Origin of the sequence: Niallia sp. FSL M8-0099 (assembly GCF_038006945.1) — a bacterium.
Lineage (GTDB): Bacteria > Bacillota > Bacilli > Bacillales > Cytobacillaceae > Niallia > Niallia circulans.
In genome coordinates, this window is sequence record NZ_JBBOWF010000002.1 from 1,806,879 (window position 1) to 1,822,301 (window position 15,423).

Below are 15,423 nucleotides of genomic sequence, written 5' to 3' on the forward strand. Positions count from 1 at the left end.
GTATCAAATAAATTGTGTTTCAGAGTCAAAACATAATTAACTTCACTCTTACAGTGACACTCAAGGAAAAAGGAATGGAATGTCGAGTGCTGTGGATAAATTAAGCTAGCAATTATGAGTTTTGATACTATTGGTCGATATCTGAACTAGAGTTAAGGATAAAATACACTTCATCTTTTATTAGATGAGGTGTATTTTGTACAATCAAATATTCAACAATAATTAAAAAGATAATGCAAGGAAAATCATTCTTTGTCGATGAGCATATTAGATTACAAGACATGAAGAGGAGGACTATTAATGAAAATGAAGGTAAAACATATTTGAGTATAAACTATAATCAAACTTTATTCGAAACAAACCCTGATTATCCTGCAGACCTTCTTTTTATTATCCTCTATTCCTCACTATTCAAAAATTCCCTCACATAAATCCTATGTACTCCCTCTAAAACAATGGAACTATATTCAGCAAATGTAACCTTCGTGCTTTTCCCCTTTACAATAAAGTCCCCAGAAACTGCTCCAGTCTTATCCATTGCGGCATCATAGAGTAAAGCAGCCCCTTTTGTCGGTGGGGAAAAGAAAAACTTCATCAATGGTTTTATATAAAAGGGAATACCTGATTTTTTTTCTTTCCGTAACGTATTGTTACTCCCGGGGTCTACACTTAGAAACCGGAATCCATTGGCACTCTCTCTTTTTGCTATTTCTTTTGTCCATAAAGATAAAGCTAGCTTTGCTGTCGCATAGGGACCAAATAACTTTTTAAAGGAAGATGGGTTTTCCAATGTATCTGGATCAAACTGTTTCACGCGAAGGATGACAGCTGAAGATGTATTAACAATTGTCTTATCTTCTCCCATTTCAAATAAAGGGGACAGCTCCTTAAAAATAATATAAGGCACTACTGTCTGAAGTTCATAATGTAGTTCGCGATTTTGCTTAGAAAATAATAACGAAGGAAAACTGCCGCCAGCGTTATTGAAAAGGAAATCTATTTTCTTCTCCGTTGCTTTTATTTCTTCCAGCGCATTTTTTAGACTGTTAAAATCAGATAAATCGGCTTTATAAATTCGTAATTGTCCTGTAGTAATTTTTGATTGAATAAAGAGGTCGTCCTTTGAAAAAGAAGAACGTATTAATGCAATAACTTGACTCCCTTCTGCTAGCATTTTTTTGGCTAATTCTAGACCAATCCCATTATTGGCTCCAGTAATGACTACTACCTTTCCTGTTCCCAAAATAATTACCTCCGATATGATAAATAATTTTTGTTGGTAAATGAACAATTGACACTTAAGTTACAATTGTCACTTAGATTGAAAGGATTGTATAATAAATTTAAGCAAAGAAAAAGCAAAGAATTTTTTTATGTGACACAGGAAAGGAAATTGGTGCATAAATGGATAAACGGGTCGAAAGAACACAAAAATTATTGCTGCAAAGTTTAATGATGTTTAATCTTAAGAATAAAAACTTTTATGAGATTTCCATCCGAGATTTATGCGAGCAAGCTGGAATTGCAAGGCAAACATTTTACAGGAATTATTTAGTGAAAGAAGACATCATTATAAGACAGATATCCAACGTCATGAGTGATTTTAAGTCGGTTTTAAAGCAGCAATCTTTTAACGCTTCAGGCTTTATTCAACTACTAATACAATTTTGGAAACAAAATCAACAGACATTTGCATTAATTGAATGGGCGGGCATTAGTAACGAATTTATTCGTCAGTTAGCCAATTTTAATAAGCTTGTAATGGAGCAACATAAAGCGTTCGGTAAGAATAGTGAATATATTGCAAACTATTATGCAGGCGCTACTTACATGTTTTTAAAGACATTTATGGAAAAGAACGATTTTAGCCAAGAGGCTTATGCCAAAGGAGCTGCGGTTTATAATCAGTTGACCAACCAATGCAAAGGTTTGTTTGAACCACTTAATTAGGAATGGAGTTAAGCTCCTACCATAGGAATAATAATATTTCCCATAATAGAAAAATGGAGGACGAATATGAATAGAGAAACAGATGATTCAAAACAGGTAGTTATTCAAGTTGGAACAGTGCTTAAAAAATTGCGAAAGGAGAGGCGGTTGAGTCTTGAAAATTTATCTGAGATATCAGGTGTAAGTAAGCTGACGCTGGGAAATATTGAGCGAGGAGAAACTAATCCAACAATTGGGGTATTGTGGAAGATTTCGCGAAGTTTATCGATCCCTCTGATGGCGTTATTTTCCTCAGGAAGCAGTGTGAATGTATCGCGGGCTGGTAGCGGGGTAAGAATTTTCGGAGATGATGGCAATTGGGCTGTAGAGCCGATTTTTCAAAATCAAAAGGATGAGATGGAAATGTGTCGAGCATATTTACAACCACATAGTTCTTATTATCCAGAAATGCATCACCCCAATACGACGGAAATAGCTACGGTGATGTCGGGAACCATAACCATTAATGTAAATAATGAGTCATATATCTTAAATGAATATGATTCGATTAGTTTTGATGCAAATGGAAGCCATTCCTATATAAATCATACCGATAAAGTTGCTGTACTCTATATCTTATTGAGATACGGGAGGTAGTGGTTAGGTTATTCCGTCCAATAGCGGGGATATATTTTGTTTCTTCAACTTCTAGAAAAAAGAATGGACAAACACCTGCTTGTTATATTATATTATTCATTATCATAGTGAAAATATATTATAGTATACCAAATTGCTTAACTGACTACTTCTTATTAATGATGAAGGACTCATTTCATAGTCATTTGGCTACTATAATCAGGAGGAAACAATGACTAATCAACATATACAATCAAATCGAGCTGTTCATAAGTCAGCCGTTTGGATGGTTATTATAGGAATAATCTTTATTGCTGCCAATTTAAGAGCTCCGTTAACATCAGTGGGTCCAATAGTAGGATTTATTAGGGATGATCTTCATATTTCTAATACATTAGCAGGGATGATTACCACATTGCCATTATTATCTTTTGCGCTTTTTTCTCAGATTGTACCTAAATTGGCTCGTAAATTTGGTGTGGAAATGATGATTCTGATGTCTATAATCTTTCTTACACTAGGCATTATTTTACGTTCATTATCTGGGGTGGCTGCTTTATATATTGGTACTGCTGTGCTAGGATTGGCGATTTCAATTTCTAATGTGCTATTACCTAGTCTGATTAAACAAGAGTTTCCAACTCGAATTGGATTAATGACAGGCGTATATTCTATTTCGATGAATTTATTAGCTGCTATTGCTTCGGGACTAAGTGTTCCAATTGCCATTGGACTTGGAATTGGCTGGCAGGGTGGATTGGGAATTTGGGGGATACTTAGCTTCGTATCCATTTTATTCTGGCTGCCTCAAATAAAGCATCTCAACAAGGAAACAGCAGCTGTTCGAAATAAAGTAGTAGATTCTCAGGTGAACTTGTGGCGCTCTCCATTAGCTTGGCAGGTGACCTTATTTATGGGGTTACAATCGATGGTCTTTTACATTCTTATTGCATGGCTGCCTGAGATTTTACAACAACAAGGAATAAGTTCAGATCAATCTGGCTGGCTCCTTTCTGTGATGCAATTAGCATTACTTCCCTTTACCTTTATTGTACCTATTATTGCAGGGCGTATGAAAAGTCAGCGTTCTTTAGTCACTATCATGAGCGCTTTGCTTTTAGCGGGGACACTTGGACTAATTTATGGAAGTGCAAAGTTAATTGTATGCTGGATTATCATGATAGGTATTGGGGGAGGTTGTGCCTTCAGTTTATCGATGATGTTTTTTGGCTTGCGAACGGAGAATGGCAGACAGGCAGCAGAACTATCTGGCATGGCTCAATCAGTTGGTTATTTACTAGCGGCTATTGGTCCTACGCTTTTCGGATATTTACATGATGTAACGAATAGCTGGACTATTCCGTTGTTCATTTTAGCTGGTGCGTCATTGCTGCTCTTTGTATTTGGATTAGGAGCAGCTAGAGATCGGTATGTAAGCACAAGTAAATAGTTTATCATAACGAAGGTTTTTTCCGGTGCAACACTGGAGAATCTTCGTTTTTTTTACGGATAACAAAGGACCTGTGAGGAATGAGATAGAAATGGAGATTATTGCTAAGTCGATATAAAGTTTCGCGCGGCTTTTCTGGGGAATAGTTAAGGGACAAACAAATAATTGGAGGGAAGATTATTGATGAATAATTATAATGCAGATCCCAACAAGGCCGAAGAAACAGTGAAAGAAATGGATAGAAAAACAATCCAAGAGAAGCTAGAGAATTTTAATGAGTTTAAATCTTATCTAAGCAGTAAAATAGAAGTGGGCAAAAATCTTGGCATGGATGAAGAGCAATTAGCGAAAAGCGCAGAGAAAGTCGCTGGCTATCTTGCTAACAACGCAGAACCGCAAAATCGTGAGGAGGCACTTCTTCAGGAACTGTGGAAAGTGGGAAATGAAGAGGAACGCCATAAATTAGCACATATGCTTGTAAAATTGGCAAATTAATTCGTGATTTCAATTTTTAAAGGATAAAAGAAATGATGGAAAGTGAAACTCGCCTTTGGCGAGTTTTCTTTTTGCAAAAAATTAGAAGAAGGTGAGACCAAATGATTAAGTCTTTCGTAGAAGAAATAGAGAAACATCATTATTTATAATGATAAACAGTAATAGATTGTAATAACACGGAGGAAGAAATCATGCATTTGTATGATAATGTTTATTATTTGTTTGCTACCTAGCTCTTACTAGCACATTAAGCTTTCATATCGTTTTTGCCAATATTTAATCATTTGGAAAATCTACAAGCATTTAAAGCAAATGAATAGAGTAAAAGTTAATGAGAATTTAAAAAGGGCAATCGCTTTAGCGTTGCCCTTTAAATATGCCTAAAAGAGTTTAAATTTATTAGTAGTCTACTTGATTTTATGGTCTCTTAGTTGGTGAAATGGAGAATTTTCATCAAAAGATGGCAAAATCACGTATAACTTACTATTTGTAATTGACAGAAAAATAGAAAACAAGTATTATAATTGAGAATGATAATCATTTATATTATAAAATTATATAGAAAAAGAGGGACATACATATGTTTAAAAAACAAAGAAAGCCATTTATTTCTATTTTCTTATTCTCAATTGTAGCCATTCTTTTACTAGCGGGTTGTTCAAGTCAGTCATCCTCGAAGGCAGATAAAGAAAAATCAGCTGATTCTAATACAGATTCATCGTATCCAATAACGATTAAGCATGCGCTTGGAGAGACTGTCATTAAGGAAAAACCTGAACGTGTTGCAACAATTGCATGGTCTAACCAAGATGTAGCACTTGCGCTTGGTGTTGTACCTGTAGGTTTCTCAGCAGCAAATTATGGTGTTCAAGATGATAGCGGAATGTTACCTTGGACTGCAAAAAAACTAGAAGAGCTAGGTGAAAAAAATCCTAATATTTATCAAGATACAGATGGCATAGACTTTGAGGCGATTTCTGATTCTAATCCAGATGTCATTCTTGCCGCGTACTCAGGACTTACACAAGAAGAGTATGATACTTTAAGTGAAATTGCTCCTGTTGTAGCATATCCAAAAAATCCTTGGGTTGCTTCTTGGCGTGAACAAGTAACATATAATTCAATGGGAATGGGTATGGAAAAAGAAGGGAAGCAGCTTATTGCAGATACAGAAAAATTCATTGCAGATAAAGCAAATGAGTTTCCTGAATTGAAAGGGAAAAAAGCAGCATTTGTAAGTGTTAATGGTGCTGACTTATCCAAATTTTATATCTATTCACCAACAGATCCACGAGGTGAATTCCTTACAGAGTTGGGGATGGAATATCCGGAAAGTATTACAAGTCAAATGACGGATCCAACTAGTTTCTATTTGGAAGTAAGTGCTGAAAATGCAGACATATTAAATGATGTAGATATTTTTGTATCGTATGGAAATGATGAAACACTTGCTGCTTTACAGAAAGATCCGATTTATGGAAAGATTCCAGCTGTACAGAGAGGGTCTGTTGTCATTATCGAGGATAATACGCCACTTGCAGCAGCCGGAACACCAAGTACACTTTCGATTGAATATACGCTCGACGAGTACCTAAAATTACTCTCAGAAGCTGTAAGTAAAGTGAAGTAAATGGAACAGACATCCGTTCTAAAAAATAAGCAGTTATTAATACCGAGAAAATTTATTAGTGTATTAGTAATTTCTATTATCTTACTCGGTATAAGTATATTGGCGTCTCTTGCTTTTGGATCTCGCACTGTTGGCTGGAATGAAATACTGGATGGATTATTCCATCCAGAAGTACAGTCTCACGGAGCAAATGTTGTCCGCCAAAGAATTGCTAGAACTGTATTTAGTTTGTTGTGTGGTGCTGCATTGGGAGTTTCTGGTGCTCTTATGCAATCCGTCACTCGTAATCCGATTGCAGATCCTAGTATATTAGGAGTAAACACAGGTGCAGCTCTATTTGTTGTTTGTGGGATATCCTTTTTTCATATTGGCACTGCTGGTCAATACATTTGGTTTGCATTAGCAGGAGCAATCTTAACTGCCATTTTTGTATTCGGAATTGGTTCGATGGGGAGTGGCGGTGCCACCCCCCTTAAACTTGTTTTAGCGGGGGCAGCGACAAGTGCAGCATTATCCTCTCTTGTAATGGCTATTATGATTCCGCGTTCCAATGTTATGGATCAATTTAGATTTTGGCAGGTAGGAAGTGTTGGTGCTGGAAATTGGGATTCTATCTCTATTTTCATTCCTTTTCTCGTTGTAGGCATTCTAATCGCCTTGTTCTCTGCCCCGGGCTTAAATGCTTTGGCCTTAGGGGATGAAGCAGCAAAGGGGTTGGGAGTGCGGACCGGCACACTTAGACTTGTTGCGGCATTTGGAGGGGTCTTATTGTGTGGTGCAGCAACAGCTCTAGCGGGCCCAATTGGTTTTATAGGTTTACTTGCAACCCATGTGATCCGTCTTATTATTGGTCCTGATTTGCGCTACATTATTCCAATGTCCGCTCTAGCAGGAGCGATTATCCTAACGATTTCAGATGTGTGCGGCCGGATTATTGGCAGTCCCGGTGAACTGGAAGTGGGCGTAGTTACAGCCTTTATCGGGGCCCCGATTTTAATCTTAATAACTATGAAAGCGAAAATGCGTACGTTATGATGAATGAATCAATGAATCTTATTATGGTAGGTAGAACAAAAAGGCGTCGTCGTTTTATTATTGTGACTAGTTTGTTAGCAATCATTGCTTTTGCTTTATGCTGCATGATGCTTATGCTTGGAAATACGATTTATCCAGTTGGGGATGTAATTAGTGTTTTACTAGGCGAGCAAGTAAAAGGAGCCTCTTTTGCGGTCGGAACAATCCGTTTTCCAAGGATGGTGGCTGGGGTTTTTGCTGGTTTTGCTTTTGGTATTTCTGGACATGTGTTTCAAACAATGCTTCGTAATCCTCTAGCAAATCCAAATGTTATTGGAATAACAGCTGGCTCAAGTGCTGCTGCGGTATTTTGTATCATTGTTCTTCATGCAAGCAGTACGTTTGTTTCCATTGCTTCTATTATCGGTGGACTAGCTACAGTACTGGTTATTTTTCTATTATCGAAAGGCACTTCTTTTTCTATTGGCAGGTTAATATTGATAGGTATTGGAATACAGGCGATGTTAAATGCTGTAATATCCTATTTATTGCTTATTGGACAGCATCATGATGTTCCGACAGCAATGAGATGGTTAAGTGGTAGCTTAAATGGTGTGAAAATGGAGAATCTTTATCCGCTTATGATTACCGTTCTACTTTTGGCACCTATCATTATCTTACTTGGAAAACGATTAGATATGTTAGAGCTTGGGGAACAAACTGCTGCATCACTAGGCGTTAACACAGATAGAACAAGAGTTGTACTGGTTATCAGTTCGGTTCTAATTATTGCGTTAGCTACTGCTACCACTGGCCCGATTGCATTTGTTGCATTCCTTTCTGGCCCTATTGCTAAACGATTAGTTGGGATAGGATTTTCTAGTGTTATTCCGGCAGGTCTTGTGGGAATCATTTTGGTTTTAGCATCTGACCTGATTGGACAGTTTGCATTTGTCGCTAGATACCCAGTAGGTGTGATCACTGGTATTCTAGGTGCACCATACTTAATCATGCTATTAATTCGAATGAATCGAAAGGAAGAGTTGTAATGGATAAGATACATGAGTTTCGAGCGGAAAAGTTAACATCAGGCTATGAAGGCAAAATGATATTGCAAGATATTGAGCTTGAAATTCCGAGTAATAAAATTAGTGTGATTATCGGCGCAAATGGCTGTGGAAAATCAACGCTTTTAAAAACACTATCCAATCTTATTAAGTCTTCCTCTGGCAGCATTGCACTCGATGGAAAGGCGATTAGTAAATTTCCGCCAAAACAATTAGCTCGCATTCTCGGTATTTTGCCACAATCCCCTATTGTACCAGAAGGAATAACAGTAGCAGATCTAGTTGGGCGAGGGAGATTTCCTCACCAAAATTTCTTTAGTGGCTGGTCCAAGAAGGATTATGAAGCAGTTGCAGAAGCAATGGAAATTATGAAGATTACAGAATTTGCTAATCGAAATATTGATGAGCTCTCAGGCGGGCAGAGACAACGTGTCTGGATTGCGATGGCACTTGCTCAGCAAACGGATATTTTATTTCTTGATGAGCCAACCACTTTCTTAGATATCACCTATCAAGTGGAAATATTAGATTTGCTGACAGATCTTAATCGGAAATACGGTACAACGATCGTAATGGTCCTGCATGATATTAATCTTTCGGCACGGTATGCGGACTATATTTTTGCACTAGACAAAGGCAAGCTTGTAGGAGAGGGGAAGCCAGCTGACATCATTACAAGTAAGTTGGTTAAAGACATCTTCGGACTTAATTGTACGGTGATTAATGATCCAGTTTCAGGAACTCCTTTGGTTGTGCCGAAGGGCCGATATCATGTTAATGCATAGGTTTATGATGAGAAAGCCTTCAAGTATGAAAACTTGAAGGCTTTTTGTGTCTATATACCGGACGATCTTAATACTGGCAATAATAGTTTATTTTGGAAATAATATTGTTTTTCTTGGGCATATTACATGTTATATGCCAAATCTTTTAAAGGATGATTATTTATGTCCATCGCTATTATGTCACTATTAGCATGTATAGTATTGATTGTATTTGCTATTGTTCCGAAAGGTTTAATGCTTACGGAGATTGTTTTTTTGTACTTTATTATTGGAATTTTAACAATTACGATATTTACAATATTAGATGTTAATTTGCACTGGGTCCCTCTTACTCGCACGGTTGAAGGTTCATTTGCTATGTATATTTGCCGATTTATTGTGATACCATTTCAAATTCTCCTGTCTATTTGTATCCTTTGCTCTTCATGGAAGACAAAATGGCGATTACTATTTACTGGGCTCATTGTGTTGTTCTTATGCTTGGAGGATCGGATTTATATATGGGCAGATCTTCTTGCCTTCGAGAATTGGAATCAGTTATATTCTGCTCTTTTGTATGTTATATCAATAGTTTTAGTATGGTGGATAGCCTGCTGGTTTATTGGCCTGGATAAAGGAGAGTTGGAAGAAAAATGAAAGAATTACATTATGATTTTCATTTTAGTTTAAATGAGTGGAGTATCCTTATCTCGATTTTTTTGGGATTTTTATTGGTGATATTGCTCCCAAGGCGTTTTACCAAAAAGACGATGAGTATATATCTCATGTGTGGTATTTTTTTTGGTTTCGTTTTTGACCATACGTTAAGTATTTTACCAGTGCGTTATTATATAATAAATGACAGTTCTTCTTTTGAAATAATGGATTTCTTTTCCCATGTAATGTATGCCCCGATAAGCTACCTTTTCTTTTATCTATATGATCTCTTCCATATTAAACCTAATTTTACGCTGTTATACATTTTAGGTTGGGCCCTTGTGAGTGTTGCGATAGAGAGAATTTGTGGCATGATAGGGATTTTTCATTATCAACATGGATATACGATTTATTATTCCTTTGTTATTTATTTATTAGTTATTAGCATTTGGATTATCTTTTACAGATTGATTAAAGAACATGGAGAGAAACAATATTAGCCGAATTCCGTATGAAATAAATCAAGATTTGTTATCCGAAAGAGGATATTTTAACAGGATGAATAAAAACGGGGACTGTTTTCAGGAAGAAAACAAGCCCTTTTTTTAAGAAGTATAACCAATTAAGAAGCTGATAAATAATATTATTAATACTATGGCTGTTATTCCAACATATAACCAGTCCTTTTCTTTATAGAAAGCATAACAGGATATTCCAACTCTTAATACAGGGGTTAGGATTAAACAAAAGAGACCTAGCATAATAATGGCAAATGGTTTAAATGCAGCAACCCCAATAAAAATGTCTTTAAAATTAGTAGGGAACGTTTCCTTATAACCAGAGTTATTTGTAATCAAATAAGTAATAATGCCTACAAAAATAATTAGGGCAGAGACAAGAACCCCGAATCTAAGTATTTTTCCGATTGTTTCCTCAATAATGACTAATTCTTCTTCAGAAGTTTGTTCTTTTTTTTGTGCTTCCATTAAAATTTCACCCCAAATCCTTCTAATATCATTTGAGCACCGATATAGCATAAAAGTGGAATAAAAATAATTCGGATCCATTTTGCTGGTAATATTTGCATTACTTTTGCTCCAATTGTGGATCCAATTAATACCCCAATAGCAACGGGAGCAGCAACTTCTGGTAAGATAGAGCCGTTGAAAAATAATACAGTTGCACTTGCAGCAGCAGTAACTCCCATCATTAGGTTGCTAGTTGCGCTAGAAGGCTTGAGTGGCATTTTCATAAATGTATCCAATGCCATTACTTTAAAGGCACCACTGCCAATCCCTAGTAACCCACTAGCTAATCCTGCCCCAAACATCACACTAAACCCTGCTGGGACTTTTTCGACTTGATAATCAATTTGTGTCTTTAGGCTTTTATCATAATATGTATTATTTAGTTTTAGCCTGTCCGATAAATAGTCAGGTTGCGCCTTTTTCAATACTTCTTCGCCCGAACGGAGCTTTTGTACCATATTGATCGCTGAGTAAAGTAAGAAAGAACCAAATAAAATAAACATAAGAGTCGGCGAGAGAATGCCTACTAAGATTGCTCCTATGATCGCTCCAACCGTAGTAGCAATCTCTAAAAACATGGCCACGCGAATATTGAGCATTCGATCTCTTAAGTATGCTACTGCTGAACCGGAACTTGTTGCAATAACAGATATTATACTTGCTCCAATCGCATGGTGGATATCAAACCCAAATCCTAGTGTTAGAACTGGAGTAAGAATAATCCCTCCACCTATTCCGAGGATAGAGCCCAGAAGCCCGGCAAAAATACAAATAAAAAGAAGTAAAATGAAAGTTAGCATTACATAGCCTCCTAGTGAATAAGGTAATGTCTTAAACATAGTGGTAAATCTCTACATAAAAGAATCGAATGAAAACTAATTCTTACTTAAGAATTAGATTGATAGTTTAAAAGAAAACAAAGATTTGTTGTAAGTCATTTGAACCATACTATTTCATTGACAATATGTCAATATATTTGTTCATTCTAATGTTCTAATCAAGTAATAACCCATACATAGACATAAGTTCATAGATGTTTATGCGTTTTTTATAGGGATAGATAATAGAAAACGATTTGTTTGTTGACAAAAAATCAACAGTCCGCTATTTTAGTAGTATATTGCGTGTTAATATTACAAATTCTTAATATAAAAGAATAATAAAAGATAGGAGCTTAATCTAATATGAGGGACATCAATGAGATTGGATTATTATTAAAAAATCTTTTGAAGAAAAATGCTATGTCAATGAGAAAGCTCAGTGTGTTAACGAATATTGACACAGCTACAATCTCACGAATAATTAACGGCAAAAGAAGACCAACCCCAGAACATCTTCAAAAATTTGCAAAGTTTCTTGATTTTCCTGTAGATAAAATGTTTACAGCGGCCGGTTATTTACCTTCAGAAGTGTCAAGTCAATCAGAAGATATCTTCGATTCTATCGAAACCATTCAAAGTGAATTATTCTCTTCTAACCACTATAAGGAGACCTTTTCTATCAAAGAAGTGCAAGAACAGCTTCAAAAATATAATCATTATGCATTGACTGATGAAGGAAAGGGATTAGTAGCTGATAAATTTGAAGAAAAAGTGCAAAAAGTAGAAGGGGTAGGACCATTCATACAACAACTAAAAGAGTATTATCAACGTTTTTCCAACAAAAAAGGAAATATTACGGAATTAGCTGTTATGGGAGCCGCTCTTATCTATTTTATAATTTCCGTTGATGTTATTCCGGATTACATTTTCCCAATCGGATATTTAGATGATGCGGTAGCAATTAAGATTTCGGCTAAGCTTTTGCCTGCAAAGGGTTAGAGAATAAAGGAGATATAGAATGGAAAATAATACGAGAGTAAAAAGAAAAAAGGGAATAAGGTGGAAGAGGGTTTTTGGTTTTGCAATTCTTATTTTTGCTTTAGCCGTTTTTTATTCTGTTTATCAATATAATAAAGGCTTAAAACAAGCAACCCAAATGAAAGGAAATAATAAAATAGAAAGTAGTTTTGAAGACTTTGAAGGACCTGAGCCACAATTTGGAGAAATTAATATTATGTTGTTAGGAAGTGATTCGCGAGGAGAGGAACATGCTAGAACGGATACACTAATGATTGTGCATTATAATCAAAATACACATAAAATGAAAATAGCCTCTATTATGAGAGACATATATGTAAATATTCCGGAAATAGGATATCAAAAAATGAATGCGGCATTTGCTTATGGCGGACCTGAATTAGTAAGAAAAACCTTGAAAGAGAACTTTGGTATTGATATTAACTATTATGCGATTGCAGATTTTGAGGGTTTTTCCAAAATTGTAGATATAGTAGCTCCTAAAGGAATTGAAGTTGATATACCATATGAGATGTCCTATGGGATTGGTATGACATTACATCCAGGGAAACAAGTATTACATGGCGATCAGTTATTAGGTTATGTCCGTTTTCGCCATGATCGATTAAGTGATTTTGGCAGGGTGGAGAGACAGCAGGAAGCAATAGAAAAGCTGAAAGAACAAGCAGTTAGTATACACAGTGTAGTGAATTTACCTAAAATCCTAGGTACTGTTACGCCTTATATTGAGACAAACTTAGATACACCTACAATATTGTCGATAACAAAAGGGTTAGTAGTAAATAAATCAGACGATTTGGACCGTATTAGAATTCCAGTTCAGAACTCCTATGAAAATGATACGGTTAATGTGGGAGCAGTATTAAAAATAGACATGGATGAAAACGCAAGAGTATTAAATGAATTTTTAGCTGATGGACATGGACTTGTAGAAGGAAAGGCAGGTAATTAATCAAATAAATCTTCCTTTGCTGATGGCTATGCTTTTCTATAGACTTAGTTCAGCAACAATCCTCATCCTAATTATGGATGAGGATTGTTTTAAGTGATAATAAGGTTTACTAGAATAATATTTTTTTGGTAGAACAAGAAATTTGAATGGTGAAACACTTTTTTTATGCTTGGGATTTCCCTATATATAGTTTGTATACAATGAGAGTAAGAAAAGAAATGAATAGAATTCTCTAGCATATTTTGTCAGAAAATATGCTATTATTATTTTATTCATAATACAAAGAGAATTTATTTGGAACAATATGGGGGAATAAGATGAAGACCTGGATACTACAGAAATTATATTGGATCATACCAGGGGTGCTGATTTTATTAGGACTGTTTTTATTGTTTTTTGAAAATTTTTCTAAGGTGACAGCGCAGCCAGGGCCGGATTGGAGCAAAGGATTGTTAGTTGGACAATCTGAAGTAAATAAACTGCCGGCAATCAAGGAGACGGGTGATGGAGGTTACTTGTTCTCTTTCTTTCAGGAAAATAAGTTAAAGACGGCTATCATGACCAATGACTTTAGGATCAAGGAAGAGAAAAATTATGATATACCTGTAGACAAATGGACACAAATATATCAGGGAAATGATGAGCTTATTTATTTTGATTATGAAAATATTTTTGACCAAGATAAGACACAATTAGTTGCGGATGTAGAGGAGTTTATTCCACTCGAGAAAACTATTCTCTATATAAAAGAAAATAAGCTTTTTCAATTAAATCCTGAAACAAAAGAAACGTCGGAAATTATGGATATTGATCTAGAAAAGGAAAAGTTAGCAGTAGAGGAAAATGCGGATGGCATTCACCTTCTATTATTTGCAAAGGAAAAGGGCAATGTTGACCTTGCTTTATCTCGTGTCCAAGATGGGAAAGTCAACCACTTATATGAAACAAAGGTAAAGGTTGATCCTGGGAAGATAGTAAATGGCATATCTTTTACGTTTGAAGATCAAAAACTGGCGTTATTGCTTCAAGAGGAATTAGAATTAACGCAAGGAAAACCAGAGTTTTTCAACTATTATGCAGAAATTGATATTACAAAAGGACAAGAGGCTGTGCAATATGAGTTAACGTTCCAAGATCCTGCAAGGGAGAATGGGAAGCTAACAGAAATTTCAGATGTTGCATTTACCTTTAGGGATGGAAAGCCGCGCCTGCTATTTAAGGCGAATGGTTATACAGAAACGAAATATAATGAGAAGACTGGATTCAATATTTATGAATCGGAAATAGGGGAAAACGGAAGTACAAAGACGGAGCGACGAAGCAATACAGCTGCGATATCGACTATTCCACAATGGTTAAATGAAGATATGATTGCATGGATGGATTTACATGGAGATGGCAATAAAGTCTATGTTTCTTCCAATGAAATTACAAAAATAAACAAACAAATAAAACATACATCTGAGGATTGGCTGCAGGCATTTGGCAAAACATTTGGAATGATTTCCACCTCTTTTTTCGCCTTTGCACTTTCCTTTATATGGTTATTGTGGCCAATACTATTTGTTATTTTCATGTATGTATTTTTTAGTAGAAAGGTTGATTACAATCCACCGTGGATTTTCTATACCGGAATTGGAATCTATTTGATTGCAGCAGTTATATGGAAGGATCGTTTCTTTGTTCCGAATATACTTGCAACTGCACCTAAGTACCTAACATTTACGGGCAGTACTTATTTTTATTTGTTATTATTTGCGGTTATTTCCTATTTTTTATCCATACTAACAAAACGTATCAATGAATGGACAGGTGCACCGAGGATTATCTATTTTGTTGGTGTACACATTATTTTGTTAACTGTATATTTTGGTCCGTATATTATCTATTAGAAAGGAGTGGCTTTTATGAACCTATTTGAGGGATTTTTATAACGACATTG

At 35.8% G+C, this 15,423-nt stretch carries 16 protein-coding genes; 13 read left to right on the plus strand and 3 right to left on the minus strand.

Annotation, left to right across the window (positions count from 1 at the left end; genetic code table 11):
* Nucleotides 1–397 precede the first annotated feature (397 nt).
* A complete protein-coding gene (locus tag NSQ92_RS23505; RefSeq protein WP_235844539.1) occupies nucleotides 398–1,243 on the minus strand; it encodes an SDR family NAD(P)-dependent oxidoreductase in 846 nt (281 codons plus the stop codon).
* 161 nt (nucleotides 1,244–1,404) lie between these two features.
* Here NSQ92_RS23505 and NSQ92_RS23510 point away from each other — a divergent pair, with 161 nt between their 5' ends.
* From NSQ92_RS23510 to NSQ92_RS23555, 10 genes are all read left to right on the plus strand, one after another.
* Nucleotides 1,405–1,950 (plus strand): TetR/AcrR family transcriptional regulator, encoded by a 546-nt coding sequence (locus tag NSQ92_RS23510; RefSeq protein WP_053215771.1) that lies wholly within the window; start codon nucleotides 1,405–1,407, stop codon nucleotides 1,948–1,950.
* A gap of 66 nt (nucleotides 1,951–2,016) precedes the next feature.
* Nucleotides 2,017–2,586: a helix-turn-helix domain-containing protein gene (locus tag NSQ92_RS23515; RefSeq protein WP_061800697.1), complete on the plus strand. Its 570-nt coding sequence runs from the start codon at nucleotides 2,017–2,019 to the stop codon at nucleotides 2,584–2,586.
* 211 nt (nucleotides 2,587–2,797) lie between these two features.
* On the plus strand, nucleotides 2,798–4,015 hold the full coding sequence (locus NSQ92_RS23520) for a CynX/NimT family MFS transporter (protein ID WP_341153254.1): 1,218 nt from the start codon (nucleotides 2,798–2,800) through the stop codon (nucleotides 4,013–4,015).
* Between the two features lie 183 nt (nucleotides 4,016–4,198).
* Nucleotides 4,199–4,510: a DUF3243 domain-containing protein gene (locus tag NSQ92_RS23525; RefSeq protein ID WP_061800693.1), complete on the plus strand. Its 312-nt coding sequence runs from the start codon at nucleotides 4,199–4,201 to the stop codon at nucleotides 4,508–4,510.
* A 580-nt stretch (nucleotides 4,511–5,090) separates the two neighbouring features.
* Complete coding sequence (locus tag NSQ92_RS23530) at nucleotides 5,091–6,140, plus strand: iron-siderophore ABC transporter substrate-binding protein (RefSeq protein WP_047943963.1); 1,050 nt, start codon at nucleotides 5,091–5,093, stop codon at nucleotides 6,138–6,140.
* Nucleotides 6,141–7,175: a FecCD family ABC transporter permease gene (locus NSQ92_RS23535; protein ID WP_172885210.1), complete on the plus strand. Its 1,035-nt coding sequence runs from the start codon at nucleotides 6,141–6,143 to the stop codon at nucleotides 7,173–7,175.
* A complete protein-coding gene (locus NSQ92_RS23540; protein WP_061800688.1) occupies nucleotides 7,172–8,203 on the plus strand; it encodes a FecCD family ABC transporter permease in 1,032 nt (343 codons plus the stop codon). The genes NSQ92_RS23535 and NSQ92_RS23540 overlap by 4 nt, the downstream gene beginning before the upstream one ends.
* Complete coding sequence (locus NSQ92_RS23545) at nucleotides 8,203–9,006, plus strand: ABC transporter ATP-binding protein (RefSeq protein WP_047943965.1); 804 nt, start codon at nucleotides 8,203–8,205, stop codon at nucleotides 9,004–9,006. Before NSQ92_RS23540 ends, NSQ92_RS23545 begins: the two co-directional genes overlap by 1 nt.
* A gap of 162 nt (nucleotides 9,007–9,168) precedes the next feature.
* Complete coding sequence (locus NSQ92_RS23550; RefSeq protein WP_172866940.1) at nucleotides 9,169–9,642, plus strand: hypothetical protein; 474 nt, start codon at nucleotides 9,169–9,171, stop codon at nucleotides 9,640–9,642.
* Nucleotides 9,639–10,142: a hypothetical protein gene (locus NSQ92_RS23555; protein WP_047943968.1), complete on the plus strand. Its 504-nt coding sequence runs from the start codon at nucleotides 9,639–9,641 to the stop codon at nucleotides 10,140–10,142. The genes NSQ92_RS23550 and NSQ92_RS23555 overlap by 4 nt, the downstream gene beginning before the upstream one ends.
* A gap of 105 nt (nucleotides 10,143–10,247) precedes the next feature.
* Here NSQ92_RS23555 and NSQ92_RS23560 read toward each other — a convergent pair whose 3' ends face one another.
* Both NSQ92_RS23560 and NSQ92_RS23565 read right to left on the minus strand, forming a co-directional pair.
* Nucleotides 10,248–10,628: a DUF1634 domain-containing protein gene (locus tag NSQ92_RS23560; protein ID WP_047943970.1), complete on the minus strand. Its 381-nt coding sequence runs from the start codon at nucleotides 10,626–10,628 to the stop codon at nucleotides 10,248–10,250.
* Entirely contained in the window at nucleotides 10,628–11,470 is an 843-nt protein-coding gene (locus NSQ92_RS23565; protein WP_047943971.1) for a sulfite exporter TauE/SafE family protein, read from the minus strand. The genes NSQ92_RS23560 and NSQ92_RS23565 overlap by 1 nt, the downstream gene beginning before the upstream one ends.
* A gap of 384 nt (nucleotides 11,471–11,854) precedes the next feature.
* Here NSQ92_RS23565 and NSQ92_RS23570 point away from each other — a divergent pair, with 384 nt between their 5' ends.
* The 3 genes from NSQ92_RS23570 (at nucleotide 11,855) to NSQ92_RS23580 (ending at nucleotide 15,373) form a co-directional block, all read left to right on the plus strand.
* A complete protein-coding gene (locus NSQ92_RS23570; RefSeq protein WP_047943972.1) occupies nucleotides 11,855–12,490 on the plus strand; it encodes a helix-turn-helix domain-containing protein in 636 nt (211 codons plus the stop codon).
* Nucleotides 12,491–12,509: 19 nt separating this feature from the next.
* Entirely contained in the window at nucleotides 12,510–13,481 is a 972-nt protein-coding gene (locus NSQ92_RS23575; RefSeq protein WP_047943973.1) for an LCP family protein, read from the plus strand.
* A gap of 317 nt (nucleotides 13,482–13,798) precedes the next feature.
* Nucleotides 13,799–15,373, plus strand: a complete 1,575-nt coding sequence (locus NSQ92_RS23580) for a hypothetical protein (RefSeq protein WP_061800683.1) — start codon at nucleotides 13,799–13,801, stop codon at nucleotides 15,371–15,373.
* Nucleotides 15,374–15,423 lie beyond the last annotated feature (50 nt).

Bases quoted from the DNA above. Each gene is read 5' to 3' on its own strand.
- NSQ92_RS23510 (WP_053215771.1), top strand. From the start codon at position 1,405: ATGGATAAACGGGTCGAAAGAACACAAAAATTATTGCTGCAAAGTTTA.
- NSQ92_RS23515 (WP_061800697.1), top strand. From the start codon at position 2,017: ATGAATAGAGAAACAGATGATTCAAAACAGGTAGTTATTCAAGTTGGA.
- NSQ92_RS23520 (WP_341153254.1), top strand. From the start codon at position 2,798: ATGACTAATCAACATATACAATCAAATCGAGCTGTTCATAAGTCAGCC.
- NSQ92_RS23525 (WP_061800693.1), top strand. From the start codon at position 4,199: ATGAATAATTATAATGCAGATCCCAACAAGGCCGAAGAAACAGTGAAA.
- NSQ92_RS23530 (WP_047943963.1), top strand. From the start codon at position 5,091: ATGTTTAAAAAACAAAGAAAGCCATTTATTTCTATTTTCTTATTCTCA.
- NSQ92_RS23535 (WP_172885210.1), top strand. From the start codon at position 6,141: ATGGAACAGACATCCGTTCTAAAAAATAAGCAGTTATTAATACCGAGA.
- NSQ92_RS23540 (WP_061800688.1), top strand. From the start codon at position 7,172: ATGATGAATGAATCAATGAATCTTATTATGGTAGGTAGAACAAAAAGG.
- NSQ92_RS23545 (WP_047943965.1), top strand. From the start codon at position 8,203: ATGGATAAGATACATGAGTTTCGAGCGGAAAAGTTAACATCAGGCTAT.
- NSQ92_RS23550 (WP_172866940.1), top strand. From the start codon at position 9,169: ATGTCCATCGCTATTATGTCACTATTAGCATGTATAGTATTGATTGTA.
- NSQ92_RS23555 (WP_047943968.1), top strand. From the start codon at position 9,639: ATGAAAGAATTACATTATGATTTTCATTTTAGTTTAAATGAGTGGAGT.
- NSQ92_RS23560 (WP_047943970.1), bottom strand. From the start codon at position 10,628: ATGGAAGCACAAAAAAAAGAACAAACTTCTGAAGAAGAATTAGTCATT.
- NSQ92_RS23565 (WP_047943971.1), bottom strand. From the start codon at position 11,470: ATGCTAACTTTCATTTTACTTCTTTTTATTTGTATTTTTGCCGGGCTT.
- NSQ92_RS23570 (WP_047943972.1), top strand. From the start codon at position 11,855: ATGAGGGACATCAATGAGATTGGATTATTATTAAAAAATCTTTTGAAG.
- NSQ92_RS23575 (WP_047943973.1), top strand. From the start codon at position 12,510: ATGGAAAATAATACGAGAGTAAAAAGAAAAAAGGGAATAAGGTGGAAG.
- NSQ92_RS23580 (WP_061800683.1), top strand. From the start codon at position 13,799: ATGAAGACCTGGATACTACAGAAATTATATTGGATCATACCAGGGGTG.